This is a genomic window from Nocardia sp. NPDC046763, assembly GCF_040645495.1.
Lineage (GTDB): Bacteria > Actinomycetota > Actinomycetes > Mycobacteriales > Mycobacteriaceae > Nocardia.
Genome location: NZ_JBEYYI010000016.1, coordinates 1 through 19375 on the forward strand (window position 1 = coordinate 1; position 19375 = coordinate 19375).

At 64.8% G+C, this 19375-nt stretch carries 13 protein-coding genes and 1 pseudogene; 8 read left to right on the forward strand and 6 right to left on the reverse strand.

Going from position 1 to position 19375, the window contains the following annotated elements; translation table 11 throughout:
- Window positions 1-158 precede the first annotated feature (158 nt).
- Window positions 159-958, forward strand: a protein-coding gene (locus ABZ909_RS24730; protein WP_357003506.1) for an IS5 family transposase whose coding sequence is annotated in 2 segments (ribosomal slippage) — window positions 159-501 and window positions 501-958 — 801 coding nt in all. Because the reading frame shifts where the segments join, the coding sequence is not laid out codon by codon here.
- Between the two features lie 17 nt (window positions 959-975).
- Here ABZ909_RS24730 and ABZ909_RS24735 read toward each other — a convergent pair.
- The 4 genes from ABZ909_RS24735 to ABZ909_RS24750 all read right to left on the reverse strand — a co-directional run bounded on the left by ABZ909_RS24735 (window position 976) and on the right by ABZ909_RS24750 (window position 7243).
- A complete protein-coding gene (locus ABZ909_RS24735) occupies window positions 976-4650 on the reverse strand; it encodes an AAA domain-containing protein (protein WP_357003508.1) in 3675 nt (1224 codons plus the stop codon).
- A 23-nt stretch (window positions 4651-4673) separates the two neighbouring features.
- Window positions 4674-5123 carry a hypothetical protein gene (locus ABZ909_RS24740; protein WP_357003510.1) on the reverse strand — a complete coding sequence of 150 codons (450 nt, stop codon included), beginning with the start codon at window positions 5121-5123 and terminating at the stop codon, window positions 4674-4676.
- A gap of 519 nt (window positions 5124-5642) precedes the next feature.
- Complete coding sequence (locus ABZ909_RS24745; protein ID WP_357003512.1) at window positions 5643-6662, reverse strand: exonuclease domain-containing protein; 1020 nt, start codon at window positions 6660-6662, stop codon at window positions 5643-5645.
- Window positions 6662-7243, reverse strand: coding sequence for a hypothetical protein (locus ABZ909_RS24750; protein WP_357003514.1), 582 nt, complete (start codon window positions 7241-7243; stop codon window positions 6662-6664). Before ABZ909_RS24750 ends, ABZ909_RS24745 begins: the two co-directional genes overlap by 1 nt.
- Before the next feature lie 594 nt (window positions 7244-7837).
- Here ABZ909_RS24750 and ABZ909_RS24755 point away from each other — a divergent pair.
- From ABZ909_RS24755 to ABZ909_RS24785, 7 genes and pseudogenes are all read left to right on the forward strand, one after another.
- Window positions 7838-10147: an AAA family ATPase gene (locus ABZ909_RS24755; protein ID WP_357003516.1), complete on the forward strand. Its 2310-nt coding sequence runs from the start codon at window positions 7838-7840 to the stop codon at window positions 10145-10147.
- Between the two features lie 191 nt (window positions 10148-10338).
- A pseudogene (locus ABZ909_RS24760) lies at window positions 10339-11114 on the forward strand (transposase family protein).
- A 27-nt stretch (window positions 11115-11141) separates the two neighbouring features.
- Window positions 11142-11705 (forward strand): hypothetical protein, encoded by a 564-nt coding sequence (locus tag ABZ909_RS24765; RefSeq protein WP_357003518.1) that lies wholly within the window; start codon window positions 11142-11144, stop codon window positions 11703-11705.
- A 920-nt stretch (window positions 11706-12625) separates the two neighbouring features.
- Entirely contained in the window at window positions 12626-12847 is a 222-nt protein-coding gene (locus ABZ909_RS24770) for a hypothetical protein (RefSeq protein WP_357003520.1), read from the forward strand.
- A 303-nt stretch (window positions 12848-13150) separates the two neighbouring features.
- Complete coding sequence (locus ABZ909_RS24775) at window positions 13151-13966, forward strand: SDR family NAD(P)-dependent oxidoreductase (RefSeq protein WP_357003522.1); 816 nt, start codon at window positions 13151-13153, stop codon at window positions 13964-13966.
- A 14-nt stretch (window positions 13967-13980) separates the two neighbouring features.
- The gene (locus tag ABZ909_RS24780) at window positions 13981-14997 is read left to right on the forward strand and encodes a GAF domain-containing protein (protein ID WP_357003524.1); all 1017 of its coding nucleotides are present in this window, start codon (window positions 13981-13983) and stop codon (window positions 14995-14997) included.
- A gap of 310 nt (window positions 14998-15307) precedes the next feature.
- The gene (locus ABZ909_RS24785) at window positions 15308-16243 is read left to right on the forward strand and encodes a ParB/RepB/Spo0J family partition protein (RefSeq protein ID WP_357003526.1); all 936 of its coding nucleotides are present in this window, start codon (window positions 15308-15310) and stop codon (window positions 16241-16243) included.
- A gap of 56 nt (window positions 16244-16299) precedes the next feature.
- On the opposite strand, the gene ABZ909_RS24790 is transcribed toward ABZ909_RS24785, so the two are convergent.
- Both ABZ909_RS24790 and ABZ909_RS24795 read right to left on the reverse strand, forming a co-directional pair.
- Window positions 16300-17796 (reverse strand): cytochrome P450, encoded by a 1497-nt coding sequence (locus ABZ909_RS24790; protein ID WP_357003528.1) that lies wholly within the window; start codon window positions 17794-17796, stop codon window positions 16300-16302.
- Window positions 17797-17913: 117 nt separating this feature from the next.
- Window positions 17914-19368 carry an NAD-dependent succinate-semialdehyde dehydrogenase gene (locus ABZ909_RS24795; RefSeq protein WP_357003530.1) on the reverse strand — a complete coding sequence of 485 codons (1455 nt, stop codon included), beginning with the start codon at window positions 19366-19368 and terminating at the stop codon, window positions 17914-17916.
- Between the last annotated feature and the right edge of the window lie 7 nt (window positions 19369-19375).

Sequence of the window (19375 nt, forward strand, 5' to 3'; positions counted from 1 at the left end):
TGGGCAGACCAGCGGCTACCTCGCGCCCGAAACCCGCTGGCATGCGCGCCTTCGACACACAGACCAACCCGAAACCGGATCGGTGGATCGAGGCTAAGAGCCTCTAACAGGTTCGGTCAGTTGGTGTCGGGTTCGGTTGCAGTGCAGGATGTTTCGATGTGGCAGCACCATGTATCGTGGACGACGAGTTTTGGGCGGTTATCGAACCGCTACTGCCGGTGAAACCGGCCGGAACACCGGGACCGGCGCAGATGGACAGTCGACGGGTACTGCAGGGGATCTTGTTCGTGCTGATCACCGGGATCGGATGGGAGGACCTGCCCCAGGAGCTGGGGTTCGGATCCGGGATGACCTGTTGGCGCAGAGTACGGGACTGGCAAGCCGCCGGAGCGTTCGAGCAGATCCATCAAGTCGCGCTCGCCCGTGCCCATGCCGCCCGGATGATCGACTTCGACCGGGTCATCGTCGACGGCTCGCACGTGCGGGCGAAAAAAGGCGCGCCGCAACAGGTCCGAGCCCGGTCGACCGCGCCAAGACCGGTTCCAAGCACCACATCCTGACCTGCGGGAACGGATTCCCGCTCGCAGTCGCATTGTCAGCGGCCAATGTCAACGATCACCTGCTGTTGCCCACGCTGCTCGACCGGGTCCGCCCTCTGCGCGGGCGTGCGGGCCAACCCCGTCGCCGGATCACCAACCTGATCGCGGACAAAGGATATGACTACCCCAGTGTGTATTCCGAACTGCGGCAACGCCGTATCACCGGCTACATCGCCCGTCGCGGAACACGCGACAAGGTCACCGCCGGCCGCTGGATCGTCGAGCAAACCTTCGCCCTGCTGCACCGGTACCGGCGGCTGGCCATCCGATGGGAACGACGCACCGACATCCACCACGGATTCCTCGACCTCGCCGCAGCACTGATCTGCTGGCGACGACTCAGCAACCGAACCCGATAGGAGCTCTTATGGTGCTCTCAGGCTGAATTCGTGCTGTCGTACAGCTTCCAGGCGGGCACCCGCAACGCGGTCGTCGCACCGGTTGGGTCGGTGCGTAGCTGTGTCCGACGCAGCATCAGCCGAAGATGGCGCGCGGGCTCGGTTTCCGGTGCCGGCCCGCGGTCGAGCACGTAGGCGGTCTTGCGGCCATCGTCACCGTGTACCACAGCGTCGGTGCGGTGACCGCACACTGCCTCTCCCAGTTCTACTTTTGCGGTTGCTCCGCCGAGCCATTCGAACAGCTTGTGTGCCAGTGGGTCCGGGCCGCGGCCAACGGTGCTTGCGTGTCCGTCGCTGTTGTCAGCGGCGTCGAGGAGGGCGCTCGCGATTCGGCGCTGTCGCCACAGATCCTTGTCGCCGACGACGATCAGGTGTGATTTGGCGCGGGTGATGGCGACGTTCCACAGGTTGAGCTGGTTGTCGATTCGGTTGATCGAACGCCTGGGCATGCCGGGCCCAGCGACCAGGGAGAAGATCATCACGTCGCGTTCGCCACCCTGGAAGGTGTGCACGGTGCCGATATCGTCGTCACCGAGAGAATTGCCGACCGCGGCCCGGATAGCCTCCTTCTGCGCGCGGTACGGCGTTACCACACCAATCGAGGCGTCGGCGGGCAGTCCACCGCGACGTAAGACGAACTCAACGCATTCACGGACTTTCGCGACTTCGGTCGGATTGATCCAGGAGAGGCTGGATCGCGGATGCTCGGCATTCCCGGTGGTGGGGACCCACACGACAGCCGGCCGGGGGAGTGTGGGCCGTCCCCGGACATCGGTCATCACCGTCAGTTGCCCGTCATAGAACAGCTCGTTTGCCAGCGCCGCGATGCGTGGGTGGCATCGGAAGTGCTCGTCGAGCAGCAATGTTCGGCCGACGGCTCGCTCCGCGGCACGGAAGCTGGAGTGACGCCGGTAGGACAGGCGATGGTGTTCGAGCCAGGTCAAGGTGACTCCGGCGGCAGTGTGTGCCTTGGCCTCGTCGTCGGCGGTGATGTCGACGATGTGCTCGAGCTGCATCGGATCTCCGATGACCAGTGCTCTGCGGGCACGGAAGAGCAATGGCAATACCTGCGGGATCGCGCACTGGCTGGCTTCGTCGATCACCACCAGATCGAACAGCGCCGGATCGGGCGGGAAGCGGCGTGCGGATAGCGTCGTCACCGCCCACGCGCGGAGGATCGGCAGCGCGGCCCGCGTGGACTTCCACTCATCTTGAGTATTAAGGCTGCGCAGCAGTTCGGTGATGCGGGTATGCCCTTCACGGGCAAGGGTTTTCACAGTCGTTGAAAACAACGATGTCGACCCCTCGTGCACCTCCAACTCATTCGCGGCGTAGCTTGCCCACGCGTCGTCGTCGGTGGGCAGCTGGCTCAGCTCGTCGAGCCGGTTGATCCATCGGTCGTGGGCGTCGGTGAACCCGGCAAGGGAGTTACAGAGTTCGGCTGTCGAGCGCGTACTCACGGCTATATCGCAGCGGTCGAGCAATCGCCGTCGTCGCCACTCACCGAAGAATCGGGCCTTGCTCAGCTTCAGCGCACGGTCGGCCACCGTGCGCGGCGTCAGCGGCGAAACCTTGTCGATGAGCTCGGGTACCGATGAGCCGATCTCGGCGGCGTGTGTTTCACGATCCTGCCCGGCCTGTAGGAGCGCGGCTTCGCAAGTTGCCTTGCGAGCTAATGTATGCCGCGATGTTGACCAGGCGGCGGCCGCACTGTACAGGTGCATAGCGGTGGTTTCGATATTGGCGGCGGGTGCCGGTGCTTTCGTCAGTTGCTCCAGCGTTTTGACTTCCTCGCTGCGGCTTTCGAAGTTGCCGGTGCGGACGACGCTGCCGGGCACGACCTTGCAGCAGCGTTGCCACACTTCGTTCACTGCCTTGTTATTCGTGGAGGCCACCAGCACCGATTGTCCGTCGGCGACCGCGGTCGCGACGAGGTTCGCGACGAGCTGGCTCTTGCCCGTGCCCGGCGGACCGGTGGCAATGGTGAGACGCCGAGTCATTGCCGAGCGGATCACCGCCTCCTGGGCCTCATTACAGAGCAGTGGTGTCACCAGACGCACGGAGTCGGGGTCGCAGTCGGGCGCAGGTTCGGCACGCTGCACCGGGTCGGGCGAGAGCGCTGCGAGCGCCGTTTGGCCGATTACGTCCGACCGGTCGTCGATGTCGTCGAGATCCTTCAGCAGCTTGTTCGTGGCGCCGGGATGGCGACTGACGCGGAACAGCACCGCAGCGTTGCGGCCGCCGGCCTGGGGCGTGTGGACATCGATGTGGTCGAAGAGTAGGTCGGGTTGTGGCTCCTCGACACAGCCCAGCTCGAATTCCTCAGCGAGCTTGCGGACATCGACGGCCATCCGATCGTGCTGACCGGCATGCCAGCCCGGCCGGAACGTCTCGTTGAACAACGCGGCTTCTTCCTCACCCAGGCACTCGGCGGCCAACGCGGGATGCGCGAAAATAGCGCCGGTGGGCTGCAACCGGCGAACTCGGCCGGTCTCCGCCACTTCGACTCGTCGAATCAGCAACGGCGCGAAGCGATGTGGGGTCCTGTCCTGCCGCTTGCCGCGGGGCGGCGCCACCATAGCTGGATATCCGGCCCACAGTTCGTCGTCGGAGTCCACTGCTTGCGCGACGAGACCGATGGCCTCCAGCGGGACCTCGACGCAATGGTCGTCATCGAGCTCGCCACACAGGATGCGCTCAGTGCCTTGAAGGCAGACGTACGAATCGCCGTGGTCATCGACCGACAGCCACGGCACTTCGTATTGATCGGTCCGCAGGCAACGCCGGTAATACTCCAGAATATTCGACCACGATGGAGGCGCTGCACCGGCCGCCTTGGCCGTCGAAGCAGTCGGAACCGGTCGTGCCGACAGTGGCGCCAAGACCGGGGCCGTGCCCTGTGGACACGAAGCGATGAGGATCCGATCGTCCACGCCGGTGGCGTGCAGCACCGGAACCTGGGTGGTGTGGGCGCGCATGTGCTTGTTGACGTGCTCGAACAACTCCTGCACCGACACTTGACCCGTGCCGTCCTTGCCAACCCTGCCGGTGCGCAGCGCCTCGACGACCACGCCGGTGAACACCGAAGGCTCCGGACCGTCCGGTGTGCCCGCACCCGCTCGCGACACCTCACGCGCACGTGACGACGACAGCACGTACACGCCACGGCTTTCCAGCGGAGAACGACCGCTATCGGGTCGCCCTTTCGCCGTAGGCTGAGCTGGTTCAGGCTCGGCGGTACGGAAGCCGAGTGCGAAGCCGCCGCTGAGGCAGCTGTCGATCATGACAACCTTCTGCGGCGCGACACACAGCTCCAGTTGGTCGTTGACGAACCCTGCGCTAACCGCCGTATCCGCGATCCGGTCGTGATCGGTGTCGGTAGCGACGAAGTGGAACTCGCCACTGGCTTGCACCAGCCGATCACCGTGCCCGGAGACATACAGCAGCGCGAGATCGTCCTCCTCGCAGCCGTCGAGGAACTCGGCGATCTCGGCGCACATCTGCTCAGCGGTGAGATCGACCCGGCGAATCACCTGGGAGAATCGCCCTATCTGCCTGTGCGACAGCACCTGTTCCAACTGCCAGACGTCCGCCTGCACCGACGGCAGCGGATTGAAGAATGGGTCGGCGTAGGTTTCCGTGCCGATCAGCAATGCTCGGCGCCGCCGTGATCGAGTCATCGCGCCTCATCCTCCGAGTCATCGGCAGACTCGACCCCGAGTTGCTCGGTGAACAACTCCACCAGCCGAACCTGGCGATCATCCGGCTTTCCGGTCAGCAACAATGACCGACCCTCGAGCTCCAGTTGGACCGTCCGATGACGATCCTGACCACACCATTCCTTGATCGTGGCGATCAGCACACGCGCCGCGGCATTGACCGTCGTCGCACTCACCCCGGCCCACAGCACCAATTCCGGATCCACGGCCCCTTTGTCGCCCTCGGCGTGCCGCCGATCCCCATCGACGAAGCCGGCATCGACACCGACGACCCTGCACAGAGCCTGGCGCAGATCCCGCGTGAGCCGCTCACGCCGCAGGCCATCGCTGGCTACCACAGTAACCCGCCAGCTGATTGCTGCATCGGTCATGTTGCCCCCCTTATCATTTCGACTGATATGCATCATTATGGCGTGCTGCCCAATAGATTTCGTGCTTCCTCAAGCTTCTGGCACTAATCGTCGCTGTTCCGGCGCGGCTCGACCTTGCCTCCGGACTCCGGCTGAGGGAGCTGCCATGTCTTGGCAATTTGGTCCGGCCATCGCTCGCTATCACGCCGAACTGGCCTGGCTGATCGAGCCGTGTCGACACTGCGGATACTGTGCCGGTCGGTCCTCGGGCATGAGCGTCCGTATGGCCGATGGGCTACGGTATCGATCAGGCAGCTAACGCGGACAGTATGTTCCGGGACCGGAATTTCAGACCCGATCGGCGACGGACAGTCCGTGATCACCACGGCCCAAGTCGTTTTCACCGGTTCGAGAGCGACCCGAGAGTGGCGGTTCGATAAGCTCCTCAGCGCCGAGACTGATCCTGACGAGACGACACTGCTGCTTTATGTCGCGAACCGGCAAAAGGTTTCCGTGTTCCAAAGACCGGAAACCACGACGAAATTCATACCGACGGGCCGGCAGCCGAGCCCGGATTCACGTCGAAACCGTGCTGCCGTTCATGCTCGGAGGTGTGGGAGGTTGGCGATCTGCATCGTTCCCACCAGTCATGGCGATATGGTCGAGCGGTTTTCCGTCTAGGCATCTGAGGAAGTCGTCTTCGGTCATTACCTCGATTTCCTGGCCTTTGTCCTGAAGGTCGAATGCTTTGCGGGCCTTGCCGGTGATGTTCGAACCTGGGCGGAGCACGGCAGGGTTGATGTCGCCGACGACGAGGACGTTCGTCTTCTTCGTGACACCTTTCTCGGTCAGCGCTCCGATCCGGGCGCACTCCTGCCAGGCGATCTGTCGGGGCATGGATATCAGTGTGCCGGTGAAAACGACGACCCTGCCGTAGAGATAGCCGTCGGGGTCTGCGTTCGGGTCGAGTTCGGGCTGTACAAGACGGGATCCGGTAGCTCCGGAAATTGCAACGCTGCCTTTGTAAATACCGCCAGCCATCGTGCCGACGCGCACTCCGACCGAACCGGCCAGCTCGTCGAGATCGACAGCGCTTTGCTCTCGGGCGAGCCCGCGAACCACGTCCACCACGGCTCTGGCGTCCGCGAGGGGATCGTGATGGTTGTCGATCGACCCGCCGAGTGTCTCCAGGACGTACGGGAGTCGGTACGAAGGTAGCGACAGGACACGGCGAGACAGCACCATCGTGCACAGGAGTCGGCGGCTTGGCCACTCGATTTGGTCGACTGCGGAGGCATATCGGATGACACCGATATCGAAGCCCGCATTGTGGGCAACAACGACGTCGTCGCCGATGTAGTCGACGATTGCCGGCAGCGTCAACTCCCAGCTTGGCGCATCCGCGACGGTTTCCTCGCTGATGCCGTGCAGCGCAGTGTTGTAACCGTCGAAGTAGTTGACCGCGTCCGGGGGCCGGATCAGCCACTTGCGTTCGTCCACCCCGACTCCGTCGCGGACACGGACGAGCCCGACCGCACAGGGCGATCCGCGGTAGGAGTTCGCAGTCTCGAAATCAATAGCCGTGTAGTCGAACATCAACCCACAGGCTCTGGCTGCACGCGGTCCACGAACTCAGCGGGGAGGACCGCGATGGTCGGGCCATTCAGCTCCACTGGCATGACCCACGGGCTTTCGCCTGTCTTGGGTGCCACCGTCCGGCGGTGCCGTTGCTCGTCAGTGAACAGCCATGCCGCCCACGCTTGGGCGACGTAGTTGGCCACCGCCAGAGCGCGGTACTGCGGTTCGTCCCCTTGCGGTGGGATGAGCACGGGCGCTGGCAAAAAGCTCGGGATTACAAGGTCTTTGCGGTTGCGTGAGTTGTAGTCGCTGATAGCCTCACAGATGCGGTCCTGGTGGATGGCGGTCCGCTTGATCAGGTCGTCGAACGCGTCGACGTGGACGGCGTGCGAGAAGCTGACGGGCGCTATGGTGCCGGTGGTGAGCACGACCGATCGGTCTGCCGTAAGCGCGCGGACCTTCTTGTCGTAATCAAGATCGCCGTGCGAGATGACTACCGCGTTGGTGTTGTTCACGCTGGTGCTTCCGGTTCGGCTGGTCAGCCAGACAGCGGTGGCGTCGGCGGCCGGTTGCCGATCGACGATTGCGAAGCCGAGCATTGCTCTCCCGTGACAGTCGATGGGTATGTGTGGAGGATCGGAGTGCACATACGGCGGTATTACTGCGGCTGGAACATTCCCGAAATGTCCGTTGGTGCATGCTGCCGGTCGGGGGTCGGAATCCTTCCCACCCTGGTCGATGGATCCCCGGGAGGCGCAGCAGCCTTCTGTGGAAGATGCCCTGCGACCAAGCGCCATCATCGGTTACGGAGAAGATATCGACGACCGATGAGGCGAAGACCGGCTGCTCGCCTTCCAAATTGATTCCTGTCCAGCACTTCACGGCATGATGGCACTTGCTGAGATGTATACCGTCGCAATAACTCCATCGAGGTGGAGGGTACGCGTTGCAGTGCACCTCAGGGGTTTTCACGGTTGCTTGACCGATACGGTGACCGATTCAGGCTCGGATTATTCCGACTCGTGGCGGACTATCGTTAGCTTCAGGATCGCCCCTCTGCTCTACTGCCATTGATATCATGACGAAACATACTGACCTGTACGAATATTCGAGCACTATTTGGGTGTAACCGGCGGGCTAGCGGGAGCGATCAAGTCCGCATCAGGTTCCGTGGGAGGAATTGGGGGCATTGATTGGTTGTTGCAGGTACCGCCGGTCTCACGCTTACCGGTGAGTTCAAGGATGCGCTGTCACGTCTGGAGCGGGGCGAGAATCTCTTCCTCACCGGTCGGGCGGGCACCGGCAAGTCCACACTGATTCGCCGGTTCCTCGCGACTACGGGCCGGAATGTGGTCGTGGCAGCACCCACGGGCATCGCTGCACTCAACGTCGAGGGTTACACGATCCATCGGCTGTTCGGATTTCGACCGGCGACCACTCCCGAGAATGTGCAGTCGGGAGACTACTCTCCGGGGCGGTTCACTCCCATCCTGCGAAAGCTCGACACGTTGATCATCGACGAGGCATCGATGGTGCGGGCCGACCTGTTCGACTGCCTGGCCACCGCATTGGAACGGTTCGGGCCCAGGCCCGGAACCCGCTTCGGTGGGGTCCAGTTGGTGCTGGTCGGCGATCTGTTCCAGCTGCCGCCGGTGGTGACCGAGGGCGAGAAGGACTCCTTCCATGCGAGGTACGTCTCCCCGTACTTCTTTTCCGCTGACAGCTACGGTCCCGAGCACTTCCCTACGGTCGAGCTCACCACGGTCTTCCGCCAGATCGGCGACTCGCGACTCGTCGATATCCTCAATGCTGTGCGTGAGGGAGCTCTGCTGGACGGGGCTCGAGCGGAACTGAACTCGCGAACCGATGAAGCATTCCGGCCCCCTGCCGACGAGTTCTGGCTGACTTTGACTACGACCAATCGGATCGCGGGCGCCCGGAACCGGGAGATGCTCGACCGACTCCCAGGACCTGAGTCGCACCATAGAGCCACGGCGACAGGCGATTTGGTCGGATTCGACAGGCCGGCCGATGACGACCTCGCGTACAAGGTCGGCGCGCAGATCATGCTGCTGACCAATGACTCCAGCGATCGATGGGTGAACGGAACCATCGGGCGGATTACCGGATGCCGCGTCGACCGCGGTGATCCGCTGGTCACAGTCGAACTCCCTGACGGTGGTGAGGTTGAGGTGGCCCCGCACGCCTGGGAGGTCACCCGGCCGGTCTTCGAGGGTGGGGCTCTCCGTCATGAGGTGATCGGAACATATACCCAGTTGCCATTCCGTCTGGCGTGGGCGATCACGATCCACAAGAGTCAGGGCCAGACGCTGGACCGTCTCGTAGTCGACCTCAGTGGAGGGACTTTCGCCGACGGACAGCTGTACGTGGCGCTCAGCCGGTGCACATCAATGAACGGCCTGGTACTACGGCGTGCAGTTCAACCGCGAGACCTCAAGGTGGATCAGCGAATTCGCCGGTTTCTTCAGTCAGGTAGACCCGAAACACGGTCGCGGGGCAATGTGTATCTCGGTATCTGCACCGTTGGCGATGAAGGGCGGGCGTGGAAGCCGCGGCCGGTGGAGATCGCGCTGGTTACCGACGACGGCACCGAGATCACTACCTTGATCAACCCGACTCGTGACCTCGGTGACGCCCGCAGTGCCTACGGCATCACCGCGGGTGATGTGCAGTTCGCGCCCTTGCTGACCGAGGCATGGGCCGCGTTGGCTCCTCACCTGGCCGGACGAACCCCAATCGGCCTCGATATCGACCGGCACCTCGGATACCTCGATTACGAACTCAAACGCAACGGCTACGTCGCCCCGATGCCGGTCGGTATCGAGCTCGACAGCTCGAACCTGTTGGAGTCGGACTGGCGGCGGCTCTATGCCTTTCGGGCTCTCGATCGAGCCCACGCCGTGCGAGATATGTCGAGGCGTTCGACGATGGACATGAGTGTCGCCGACGTCTTTCCCCCGGCGGAACACAGAACCGGCTACCTCCTCTCACGAGGTTTCGGTCCGGACTGCTTTCAGGCTGGCGGCCTTGTCCCCTCCTCCTCGACTCCCGAGCAGGTCCTGACGGAGTATTTGCGCACCAAAGCTCAGCAAGTCCATATGGATGACCGAACCCATGGGCTTCTACGTGAACTCGAGGTCCGGCTCGGACACGCCATCGTCCATCCCGACGTTGATGTCATCGAACGGGACATCAACAGCGTTCTCGTCGCGGGCGTTCGGGTCTGCTTCACCGGAACATGCATCGATGAGGAGGGGAACGAGCGAACCCGAAGCGACATGGAAAACCTCGCCGCAGCCCGCGGACTCATACCGGTGAAGACTGTCACAAAGAGCAAATGCGATGCCCTGATCGCCGCAGAGGCAGGATCTCAGTCGGGAAAGGCCAAGACGGCGATCACCTACGGCAAGCCGATCTTCACGGCGAAACAATTCCTCGGGTGGACTCGGACGGCTGAATCGGCACAGCGACAACAAGATTGAAGAACCGGTAGGTGGAGCCGTCTGGTCGCATTGGACGAACTCCATTGCGGCCATTTATTCAGTGAGCCTTTTTCATCCTGTCTGATACATGATCGTGAGATCTGTTGCTCTGCAGTGTAGTTCGACTGGACGCATGGCGAAGCCCCTGGTAGATCGGTGTTTACCACAACCTCCGAACACCAAGGGCTTCGATGCTTTTCTACCGTGCCACGCTGCCGTTGTCACGTCAGACCCTCGACTACGTCGCCGGCGTGATCCGGCGACACCGCGCCGCAATCGGGTCGGTGTGGCGGCGGCTCGATCCGGGCCGGCAAGCCCTGCTCGTCCTGGCCTACCTGCGCAAAGGTGAAACCTTCGGCGACCTGGGCGCGGGCTTCGAGGTCTCCACCACGACCGCGTGGCGCTACGTCGAGGAAACCATCGAGCTGCTGGCCCAACGATCACCAGGTCTACGAAACGCTGCGCGGCGCGCGAAGACTGACGCACATGCCTACCTGATCGGAGACGGCACGCTGATCCCGATCGACCGGGTCGCTGCCGACCGCCCTACTACTCGGGAAAACACCGCCACCACGGAATGAACGTGCAGGTCATTGCGACTCCCGACGGTGACATCGTGTGGGTGTCGGGTGCGCTGCCCGGCAGTGTGCACGATCTGAAGGCGGCCTGGATCTGGCGGATCCTCTACGAACTCGAGCAGAGTGGGTGGATCACCTTGGCCGACAAAGGATATCAAGGCGCAGACACGCTGCTGACCCCGTACAGGGGCAGGAACAAGCCGGAATCGCAGAAGGTCGCCAACCGTGCTCATGCGAAGCTGCGTGGCTGCGGCGAACGAGCGAACGCCCAGCTCAAAACCTGGCGGGTACTGCGGAAACTCCGCTGCTGCCCCGACAAGGCCGGACGACTCGTCAAGGCGATCCACGTGCTACAGAACCGCGAACTTCAAGCCGCCCGACAAGGATGAAAAAGGCTCAGTGATGGAGAGAGCATAGTGGCCAATTGGCGCGATCTGGATATCAGCCGTCGACGAGACATACAGGGCCTGGTAGCAGCCCTGGAAGACCTCAAGAGCGGTATGCACGCCAGTGCGACGTTCAAGTCCGATGAGTACGGAATCTTTCTGATCGAAGGCACCGCGGTGTCGTCTGTCACCGGAAGCTACCTGGTAGGCGGTCAGCCACTCGACAGCGGAACGCGGCCAGGCGCGCCGCGCAAGCCGGTGGGTGCACTGCGTGCACTTACCCTCGGCATCACCGCCCGCGACACTGACAACACCGCTGTGGTGGACGCGAATGATGTAGTGGCTCATGGGGATCTGATCCGCGCAACATTCGAGCAGTCGCCATACGGCATTTTCGACGTTACCGGCATAGCCGTATGGGCTCCGGCGGGCAACGTGTTCGTCGTCGGCGGATGGTTTCTAACCAGCGAGCCCGGTGAGCAGGCCCTGCGGCTGAAAGCGCTGGCGGTACTGGCTCGCCAGGGGAGTCACGGTCTGCATGTTCCCTCCAGGCTCGTCGCTTGGCCAAGCTCGGATGACACGGAGACGAGCTGAGCATCTCACCAGGCGTTCGTGCGGATGCGGTGATGCGTCGGTGAGGGGCTGGGTCGACAGCAGGTCACCCAACGGCCGGGGAGCACGGGGATAACGCGCTTCCGCCAACGCCTCTGCCTGGTCTTGATGTATACGACAGGGATTTCCCAGTCTTCGAGCGGCCGGTCGACCACCGGCCGGGCTGCATGAGGTACAGCGACACGGCATGATCACCGGCGATGCCTGGGATGGTCGCATCACCACTTCGGTCCTGGGTCTGATGCGACAATCGAAGCCATGACAATCCCCGTGCCCACCCTGGTGGGCTTGTGCTCATTCATGCGGGGAATGCCTCTGCAACGGGTCGCTGGGATCCCGAGCACGGGGTCACTCTCACAGTGTTCGATTCGGAACAGGGCTACCCATTCAAGGAATGGTTCGACGATGGAATCCCGTCGGAGGCGGACGATCGGATCGTGATGACCGCCGAGGGAGAGCGGTTCATGCACGCTTTGGGTGGCCCGCAAGGCAAGTGGGCTACCACCGGATTGTGGACGAAAGCGACGGGGCGCGCTAACCACAGAGCCCGTGAACAGCAGGTATGGCCGTTGTTCCCACGGAAGCAACGAGTACGACGTGCGCAGAACGTTCGCATCGGGTACGTCTTGTTGTCTGGGGAGCAAGTGGGCGCAGGTTCAATCCTGTCAGCCCGATCAAGAAAACCCCTCCCGACCATGGGGTTCAGTGTCCGAGGAACATCCTGATGGTTTGGGCGGGTCGAACGTCTCGACGAAGGCCACCATTCGTTCTGCGGAAGGCAAGAGGTAGGGACGATCTCCGCGACTGAGAAGAGGAATGTCCACGCGTTCAGTCGTTCTCGATCGAGCAGTCGATGATGCTCGAGTCGATCAATCCGGCCTCTGGTGGAGACGGGGGCCATCTTGGATCGCGATCCAGAGAGCGGCTTCGGCGTTGATGTCGCCGACCGCGCCGAGGGGCTTGACGGTGTATCAGTGGCCGGGGCCCTGGAGGATGTTCTTCGCCTGAAGATCGGCGTGCAGTACGTGCGGTCGGGCGGAGGTTTCCAGCAGTGCATCGAGCACTTCCTGGGCTTGCCGGAGGCGGTTCTGGGCAGCGAAGCGCCGCATGTCGTCGGTATGTAGAGGGTCGTCGAAACGTTCAGGCGCCCAGTCCATTCGCATGCCCGCGACGTCGGCCAGGTCCTTCAACGTCGGAGAATCCGAAGATGTCGGCCTGTCGAGGGCGGGTGAGCAGTTCGCCGAATTGGTCGGCGTCATCGGCGTCATCGATGGGCCAGGCGATGGGGGAGCTGAAAACGGCCCCTGACCAATCGTTACGGCGCGACGGGATCGCCCCCTCGCCAGCCTCGCAGTCATTGCGCGATCGAATGGATTGGCGCGGAACATGTCTCGCGGGATGCCGGGAGTCTGTGCAGACTCACGGGTATGGATCGTAGTTTCTATGCGGGTCGGGTTGCTGTGGTTACCGGGGCGGGGGCCGGGATCGGGCGGGAGCTGGCGGTGCGGCTGGGACGGGAGGGGGCGTCGGTGGTGCTGTTGGACATGAACGAAGCGGCGCTGGGGGAGACGGCGGGGATGGTCAAGGGTGGGGATGGGGAGGTGGTGGGGCTGGTGGCCGATGTCGCTGATCCGGAGCGGATGGGGGAGGTCGCGGCCGAGGTGGTCGGGCGGCTCGGGGGTGTGGATGTGTTGATCAACAATGCTGGGAAGCTCTTCTATGGTGGGGTGACCGAGTCCGAGCCGGGCGACTTCGAGGCGGTGATGCGGGCGAATTTCGGTTCGACCGTGGTGAGTACGAGAGCCTTCCTGCCGTATGTGGTGAAGTCGTCCGAGGGGCGGATCGCGAATCTCTCGTCTGCGTACGGGTTGATCGGGCTCGGTGGGGCCGCTCCCTATACAGCGGCCAAGTTCGCGATTCGAGGCTTCACCGAATCGCTGCGGTCGGAATTGCGTGGGCAGCCGAATGTTGCTGTCAGCTGTGTGTTTCCGGGTGGGGTGAAGACCGGGATCGCCTGGTCGGCGTTGGCGGCGGCGGGGGTGGATGCGGAGCGGGCGGCGCAGCGGTTCGACCGGTATGTGGCCCGCACCGATCCCGGCGTTGCGGCGCAGGTGATTCTGCGTGGTGTCGCGCGGGGGAAGAGTCGTGTACTGATAGGACCCGACGCGATCCTTGCCGAAGTCGCCGCCAGGGTGGCGGGCGGGCAGTACGAGAAGCTGATTCGGCTCGTGGTCAGGGGATAAGAGGGGAAGACGCAATGGCCGGTACACGATGGCTGCTGATAGAGACGTTCGGCGGCGGGGAGCCGACCGTCATCGGACTGGGCAGTGTGCCAAGGAAGTTCGTGCCGCTGACGCAGATCTTCCGGCAGCGTGAGACGCTGGCGACGATCCGCGGGGCAGTCGCAGCGACCGCGGAGGCGCTGGCGCCGGTGGAGGTCATGAGCGACGGCGGCCGTCGCCGGACTCTCACCGCGCCGCTGCTGATCACCCCGGAGCGCATGCATGCCGTGCTGGTGTGGTCGGGGCCGGCGGAGGAGACGGTGCCGCCGCGAGATCCGGTGGGGGCGTGGTACTTCAATCTGTCCACCTCGAAGTCGACGCGCTCGGATGATCTGCTGGATCTCTACGGGGTCGCGCCGGAGAATCGGGCGCGCGAGCACTCCATCGCGGGCGTGTTCGCGCGCGTCATCACCAATAGCGACGAGTCCGACGCCCTGGCCAAGGTGGTCCGGTCCGCGCCGGGCACCGAGCATCAGGCGGTGTGGACCGTTCGCCGCGACGACGGCGCTCTGCGGGCGGCGCATTTCTCGTGCCGGATCATCGAAGAGACCGATGCCGCCGGGAATTCCGAGGTGTTCATGCGCGGGGTCACCCATGACATCGGTGATGCCACCGATGTCAGCGCCGCACCGCCACCGGTGATCCTCGAGCACCGGGTGCTCGACGCGGCCGCCGCGGAGGGCGATTTCCGGGCCATTGTCGACCTGCGCACCCTGCGGCTGCTGCGCTGGATGGGTCCGGCCATGCCGGGTATCGCGTGGCAGTCGCTGGCCGGCGAACCGGAGCCGGCGATCCACGCGGACGACATCGAGACGGCGAAGACCATGAGCCGCAACCTCGCTCACTCCCGTACCTCCGGGCGGCTGCGGCTTCGGACGCTCGACGGGGGCTGGAAGTCGGTGCGGGCCCGGGCCGTGCTGATGGCGCTGGACCAGCACACGACGGCCGCGCTGGTCACCGTCCGGGATCCGGATATGCCGGACGTGGACTAGGTCACCCGACCGCCAGCAAACAGACCGGCGGCAATGTTTGTTGTGTAGGTAACACCATCCGAATCGGTCCCGCGCCGCAGCTCCAGGTCAGCGTGTTTCGCCGGTAAATACGCAGGCAGGCATGCGATTTGCTCAATTGATCACACCGTGTACGCGTCGATACACTGCCGCATACACGCACCCGCGTGAGCGGGAATCTTGCCGGTGATCCCCTGTGATGCCGCTTGTCGCGTCGTAGGAAAGCCCTGCCCGGGAACCGCTCGTGGAGTGCTCCGGGAATCGGGGCTGCTCGGCGTTGGGAGGCAGCGCAGTGCTCGGACCGACATACGCGTGGTGGGTGCACCCGCGCGGCCGCATCTGGCAGTGGATCATCACCCGGGCGGTCCGGGTGGGGGAGAGTTGCGCGCGGTCGCGGCTGGACGTGAATTTCCCGCTGCTGGAGCCCAATCCCACGGACATCGTGCGAATTCCGCTGGACCGCTTGCATATCGACACCACGATCAGGCAATCCGGTGAGAACTCCAGGCATGTCACGGCGCTGTCGGAGGTCGCCGCGGCCCTGCCGCCGATCGTCGTGCACCGATCGCGGATGACGGTCATCGACGGCGCCCATCGCGTGCGCGCGGCAATATGCAGCGGGTCCCAATGGATCGACGCGGTCTACTTCGACGGTGACGACGGGCAGGCCCTGCTGCTCGCGGTCCGGCTGAACAGCAGGCACGGACTGCCCCTGTCCGCAGCCGACCGCAAAGCCGCTGCCGAACAGGCGCTCTCGTTCTATCCCGACTGGTCCGACCGCAAGCTGGCCGAGGTGATCGGCCTGCCCGAACGGACCATCGCCGCCGTCCGGAAGCGGTCGGCGGCGCGCCCCGGCCGCCACCTCACCCGGCGCGCACTCGCGGCTCCCGCGCCGCAGCCGCGCCAGTGTCACCCCGAGCGTATCCGCGACGAGCATCCCCAGGCCGGGCCGGGTGCCGCCGCAACAGACCTGTCGTATCCCGCTCGCGCACTGTGGAATCTGCGCTCGGACCCGGCGCTGGCCCGCACCGAATCCGGCAGGCAACTACTACGCCTGTTCGACGCGCTGCCCGCGGACCCCGTCGCCTGGGCCGACCTGGCCGATGATCTCCCGCCGTACTGCGCCGCCCTGGTCGCCGAGCTGGCCTCCCAGCAGGCCCGGCACTGGGCCGCACTGGCCCGATCGGCAAGCCGGACTGCCGCGGCCGAGAAGACCACTGCCGCATGACAGCTCGATCCGGCCGCGTGGATCGTGCGGCCGGGGGCGCTGCCCGCACCCGCTGATCAGTCCCGTGTCACCGCCCGCATGAGCAGCGGCTTGTCCGGCGCGCCGATGAACGAAAGCTGCGGCCGGATGGGCTCGTTGGTGGCGATCCGCAGATCCAGCTGCTGGGCGACGGTGGCAATCGACAGCACCACCTCCATGGTCGCGAAGTTCTGCGCGATGCAGATCCGCTTGCCCGCACCGAACGCCAGCGACGCCTCCCGATGCGGCCGGGTCATGTTCTCCGGCAGATAGCGCGTCGGATCGAACTCGCCCGCCCGATCCCAGACCCGCGGGTTGCCGTGCACCCCGTGCATGCTGATCATGATGGTGGTGCCGGGTTTGATGCGGTAGCCCGCCAGCACATCCTCGCCCAGCGCCACCTTGCTGAAGGCCATGATCGGCGGGTACAGCCGCATCGTCTCCAGGAAGACGGCCTTGGTCCACACCAACTTGTCCACGTCGGCGGCGGTGGGGGCGCGCCCGCCGAGCACGGTGTCGAGCTCCTCGTGGAGGCGCTGCCGGGCCTCGGGATGGTCGGCGAGCAGCTTCCACACCCAGGTCAGCGCGGTGGCCGAGGTTTCCATGCCCGCCCCGATGAATGTCATGAGCTCGTCCCGGATTTCGAGATCGGTGTAGCTGTGCCCGGTCTCGGGATCGGTCGCCGCCATGAGCAGGCCGAGCAGATTGTCCTTGCGGGTGATGCGGCCCTCGCGGTGGTCGGAAATGATTCCGGCCACGGCGTTCTCGATGCCGCGCAGCTCGAACATGATGTGCGGGGCCACCATCCAGGAGGCGGCGCGAATGGCCCGGATCGGAATCCTCGAGCCCGCCTGCTTCTCGGGTTTCTCGGTGCGGCGCACCAGCCACATGGACAGCGGCCGCAGCGTCCGGCTCACATTGGTGACCACGCCCACGCCGAAGAATTTGAGCAGCCGCTTGAGTTTGATCTTCGAGATGGGCCCGTCCAGGTCGGTGCCGAACATGGTGCGCGCCACGATATCCAGCATGAGGCGGGTCATCTCCACGCCCACGTCGACCGGCGCCCCGGCCTCCCGCAGCCGCCGGGTCGTCTCCTGGGCTGCCTCGACCATGGGCACATCGAACTGGTCGACGGCGCTGCGCGCGAAGATCGGCTGCACCAGGCGCTTGTTGCGGTAGTAGAGGCGGTCGTCGCGCTGGGTCACCAGACCCTGGCCGAAAACCACGGCGAGCATGTCGAATTCGGCACCGCGCACATAGTTCTCGTGATTGGCGATCAATACGTGCCGGACCAGTTCCGGACTGCGCACGACGACGTATTTCGCCATCGGCAAGCGGGCGATCAGCACATCGTCCTGACCCGGCAGTTCGGCCGCCAGATACTCCATGATGGTCCGTTCCCGGATCCGCCCGGGCAGTCCCAGCGCCAGCCGCCAGGACTGCCCCCAGGTGACCGGCGTGTTGTGCCAGCGCATGGGTGCGGGCTGCCACCGCGGCGGGTGGAGTTCGGTGCTTCCTGTGGCCGGTGCTGTCATGGGGACCATCCCGTGCGATCGAAAGTCGTTCGCCCCGTGGGGCTTACGCTCGAATGCTACTGGGGAGTAGGCGGTTTGCGCAGGGAATGTCGCCACTTGCCGGGGCGATCCATCGTGCTAGGGGAGGGCGATGTATTTGGTCTCCAGGTACTCCTCGATGCCCTCGACCCCGGCCTCCCGGCCCAGCCCGGACTGCTTCACGCCGCCGAACGGCGCGGCCACATCGGAGATGACGCCCCGGTTCACGCCCACCATCCCCGATTCCAGCGCCTCGGACACCCGCAGCGCACGATCCAGGTCCCGGGTGTAAATGTAGGCGGCCAAACCGAATTCGGTGTCATTGGCAGCGGCGATACCGGCGGCCTCGCCGTCGAATCCGGTAATGGCGGCGACCGGGCCGAACACCTCCTCGCGCAGAATGCGTGCGTCGGCGGGCACCTCGGTGAGCACGGTCGGCTCGTAGAACCAGCCGGGTCCCGGCATCGCCGCGCCGCCGGTGGCGACCCTCGCGCCCTTGGCGACCGCGTCCGCCACCAGCTCGGCGACGGAATCGCGCTGCTTCTCGGTGATCAGCGGCCCGACCTGCACGCCGTCCAGGGTGCCGGGCCCGATCTTCAGCCCGCGCATGCGCTCGGTCAGCCGGGCGGTGAACTCCGCGCGCACCGCGTTGTCGATATGGAATCGATTGGCGGCCGTGCACGCCTCACCGATATTGCGCATCTTGGCGGCCATCGCGCCGTCCACCGCCGCGTCCAGGTCGGCGTCGGCGAACACCACGAAGGGGGCATTGCCGCCCAGCTCCATGGACGTGCGCAGCACCCGCGAAGCCGATTGTGCGAGCAGGACTTTGCCGACCGGGGTGGAACCGGTGAAGGTCACCTTGCGCAGGCGATCGTCCTGGAACATCGGATCGGTAAGGCGGGCGGCCCGGGAGGTCGGGAGGATCGACAGCACGCCCGCGGGCAGCCCGGCTTCCGCGAAGACCTCGCCGAGCAGCAGCATGGTCAGCGGCGTCTCCGCGGCGGGCTTTACCACCATGGTGCAGCCCGCGGCGAAGGCGGGCGCGATCTTGCGGGTGCCCATGGCCAGCGGGAAGTTCCACGGCGTGATGGCCAGCGTCGGCCCGACGGGCTGCTTGGTGACCAGGATGCGGCCGGTCCCGGACGGCGACGGTGTGTAGCGGCCGTTGATCCGCACCGCCTCCTCGCCGAACCAGCGCAGGAATTCGCCGCCGTAGCCGACCTCGCCCTGTGCCTCGGCCAGGGGTTTGCCCATTTCCAGGGTCATGAGCAGTGCGAAGTCGTCGCGCCGCGCCATCACGAGTTCCCAGGCGCGGCGCAGGATCTCGGCCCGCTCCCGGGCCGGGATGGCCGCCCACGACGCCTGTGCCGCCACGGCGGCGTCCAGCGCCCGCGCACCGTCGGCGGGGGTGGCGTCGGCCACCTCGACGAGGATCTCGCCGGTCGCCGGATCGTGCACGGGGAAGGTCGCGCCGTCGCCCGCCGGGACCTGCTCGCCGCCGATCCAGAGTCCGGCCGGCACGACCGCCAGCAGCTCGGTCACATCACGCATTGCGGGT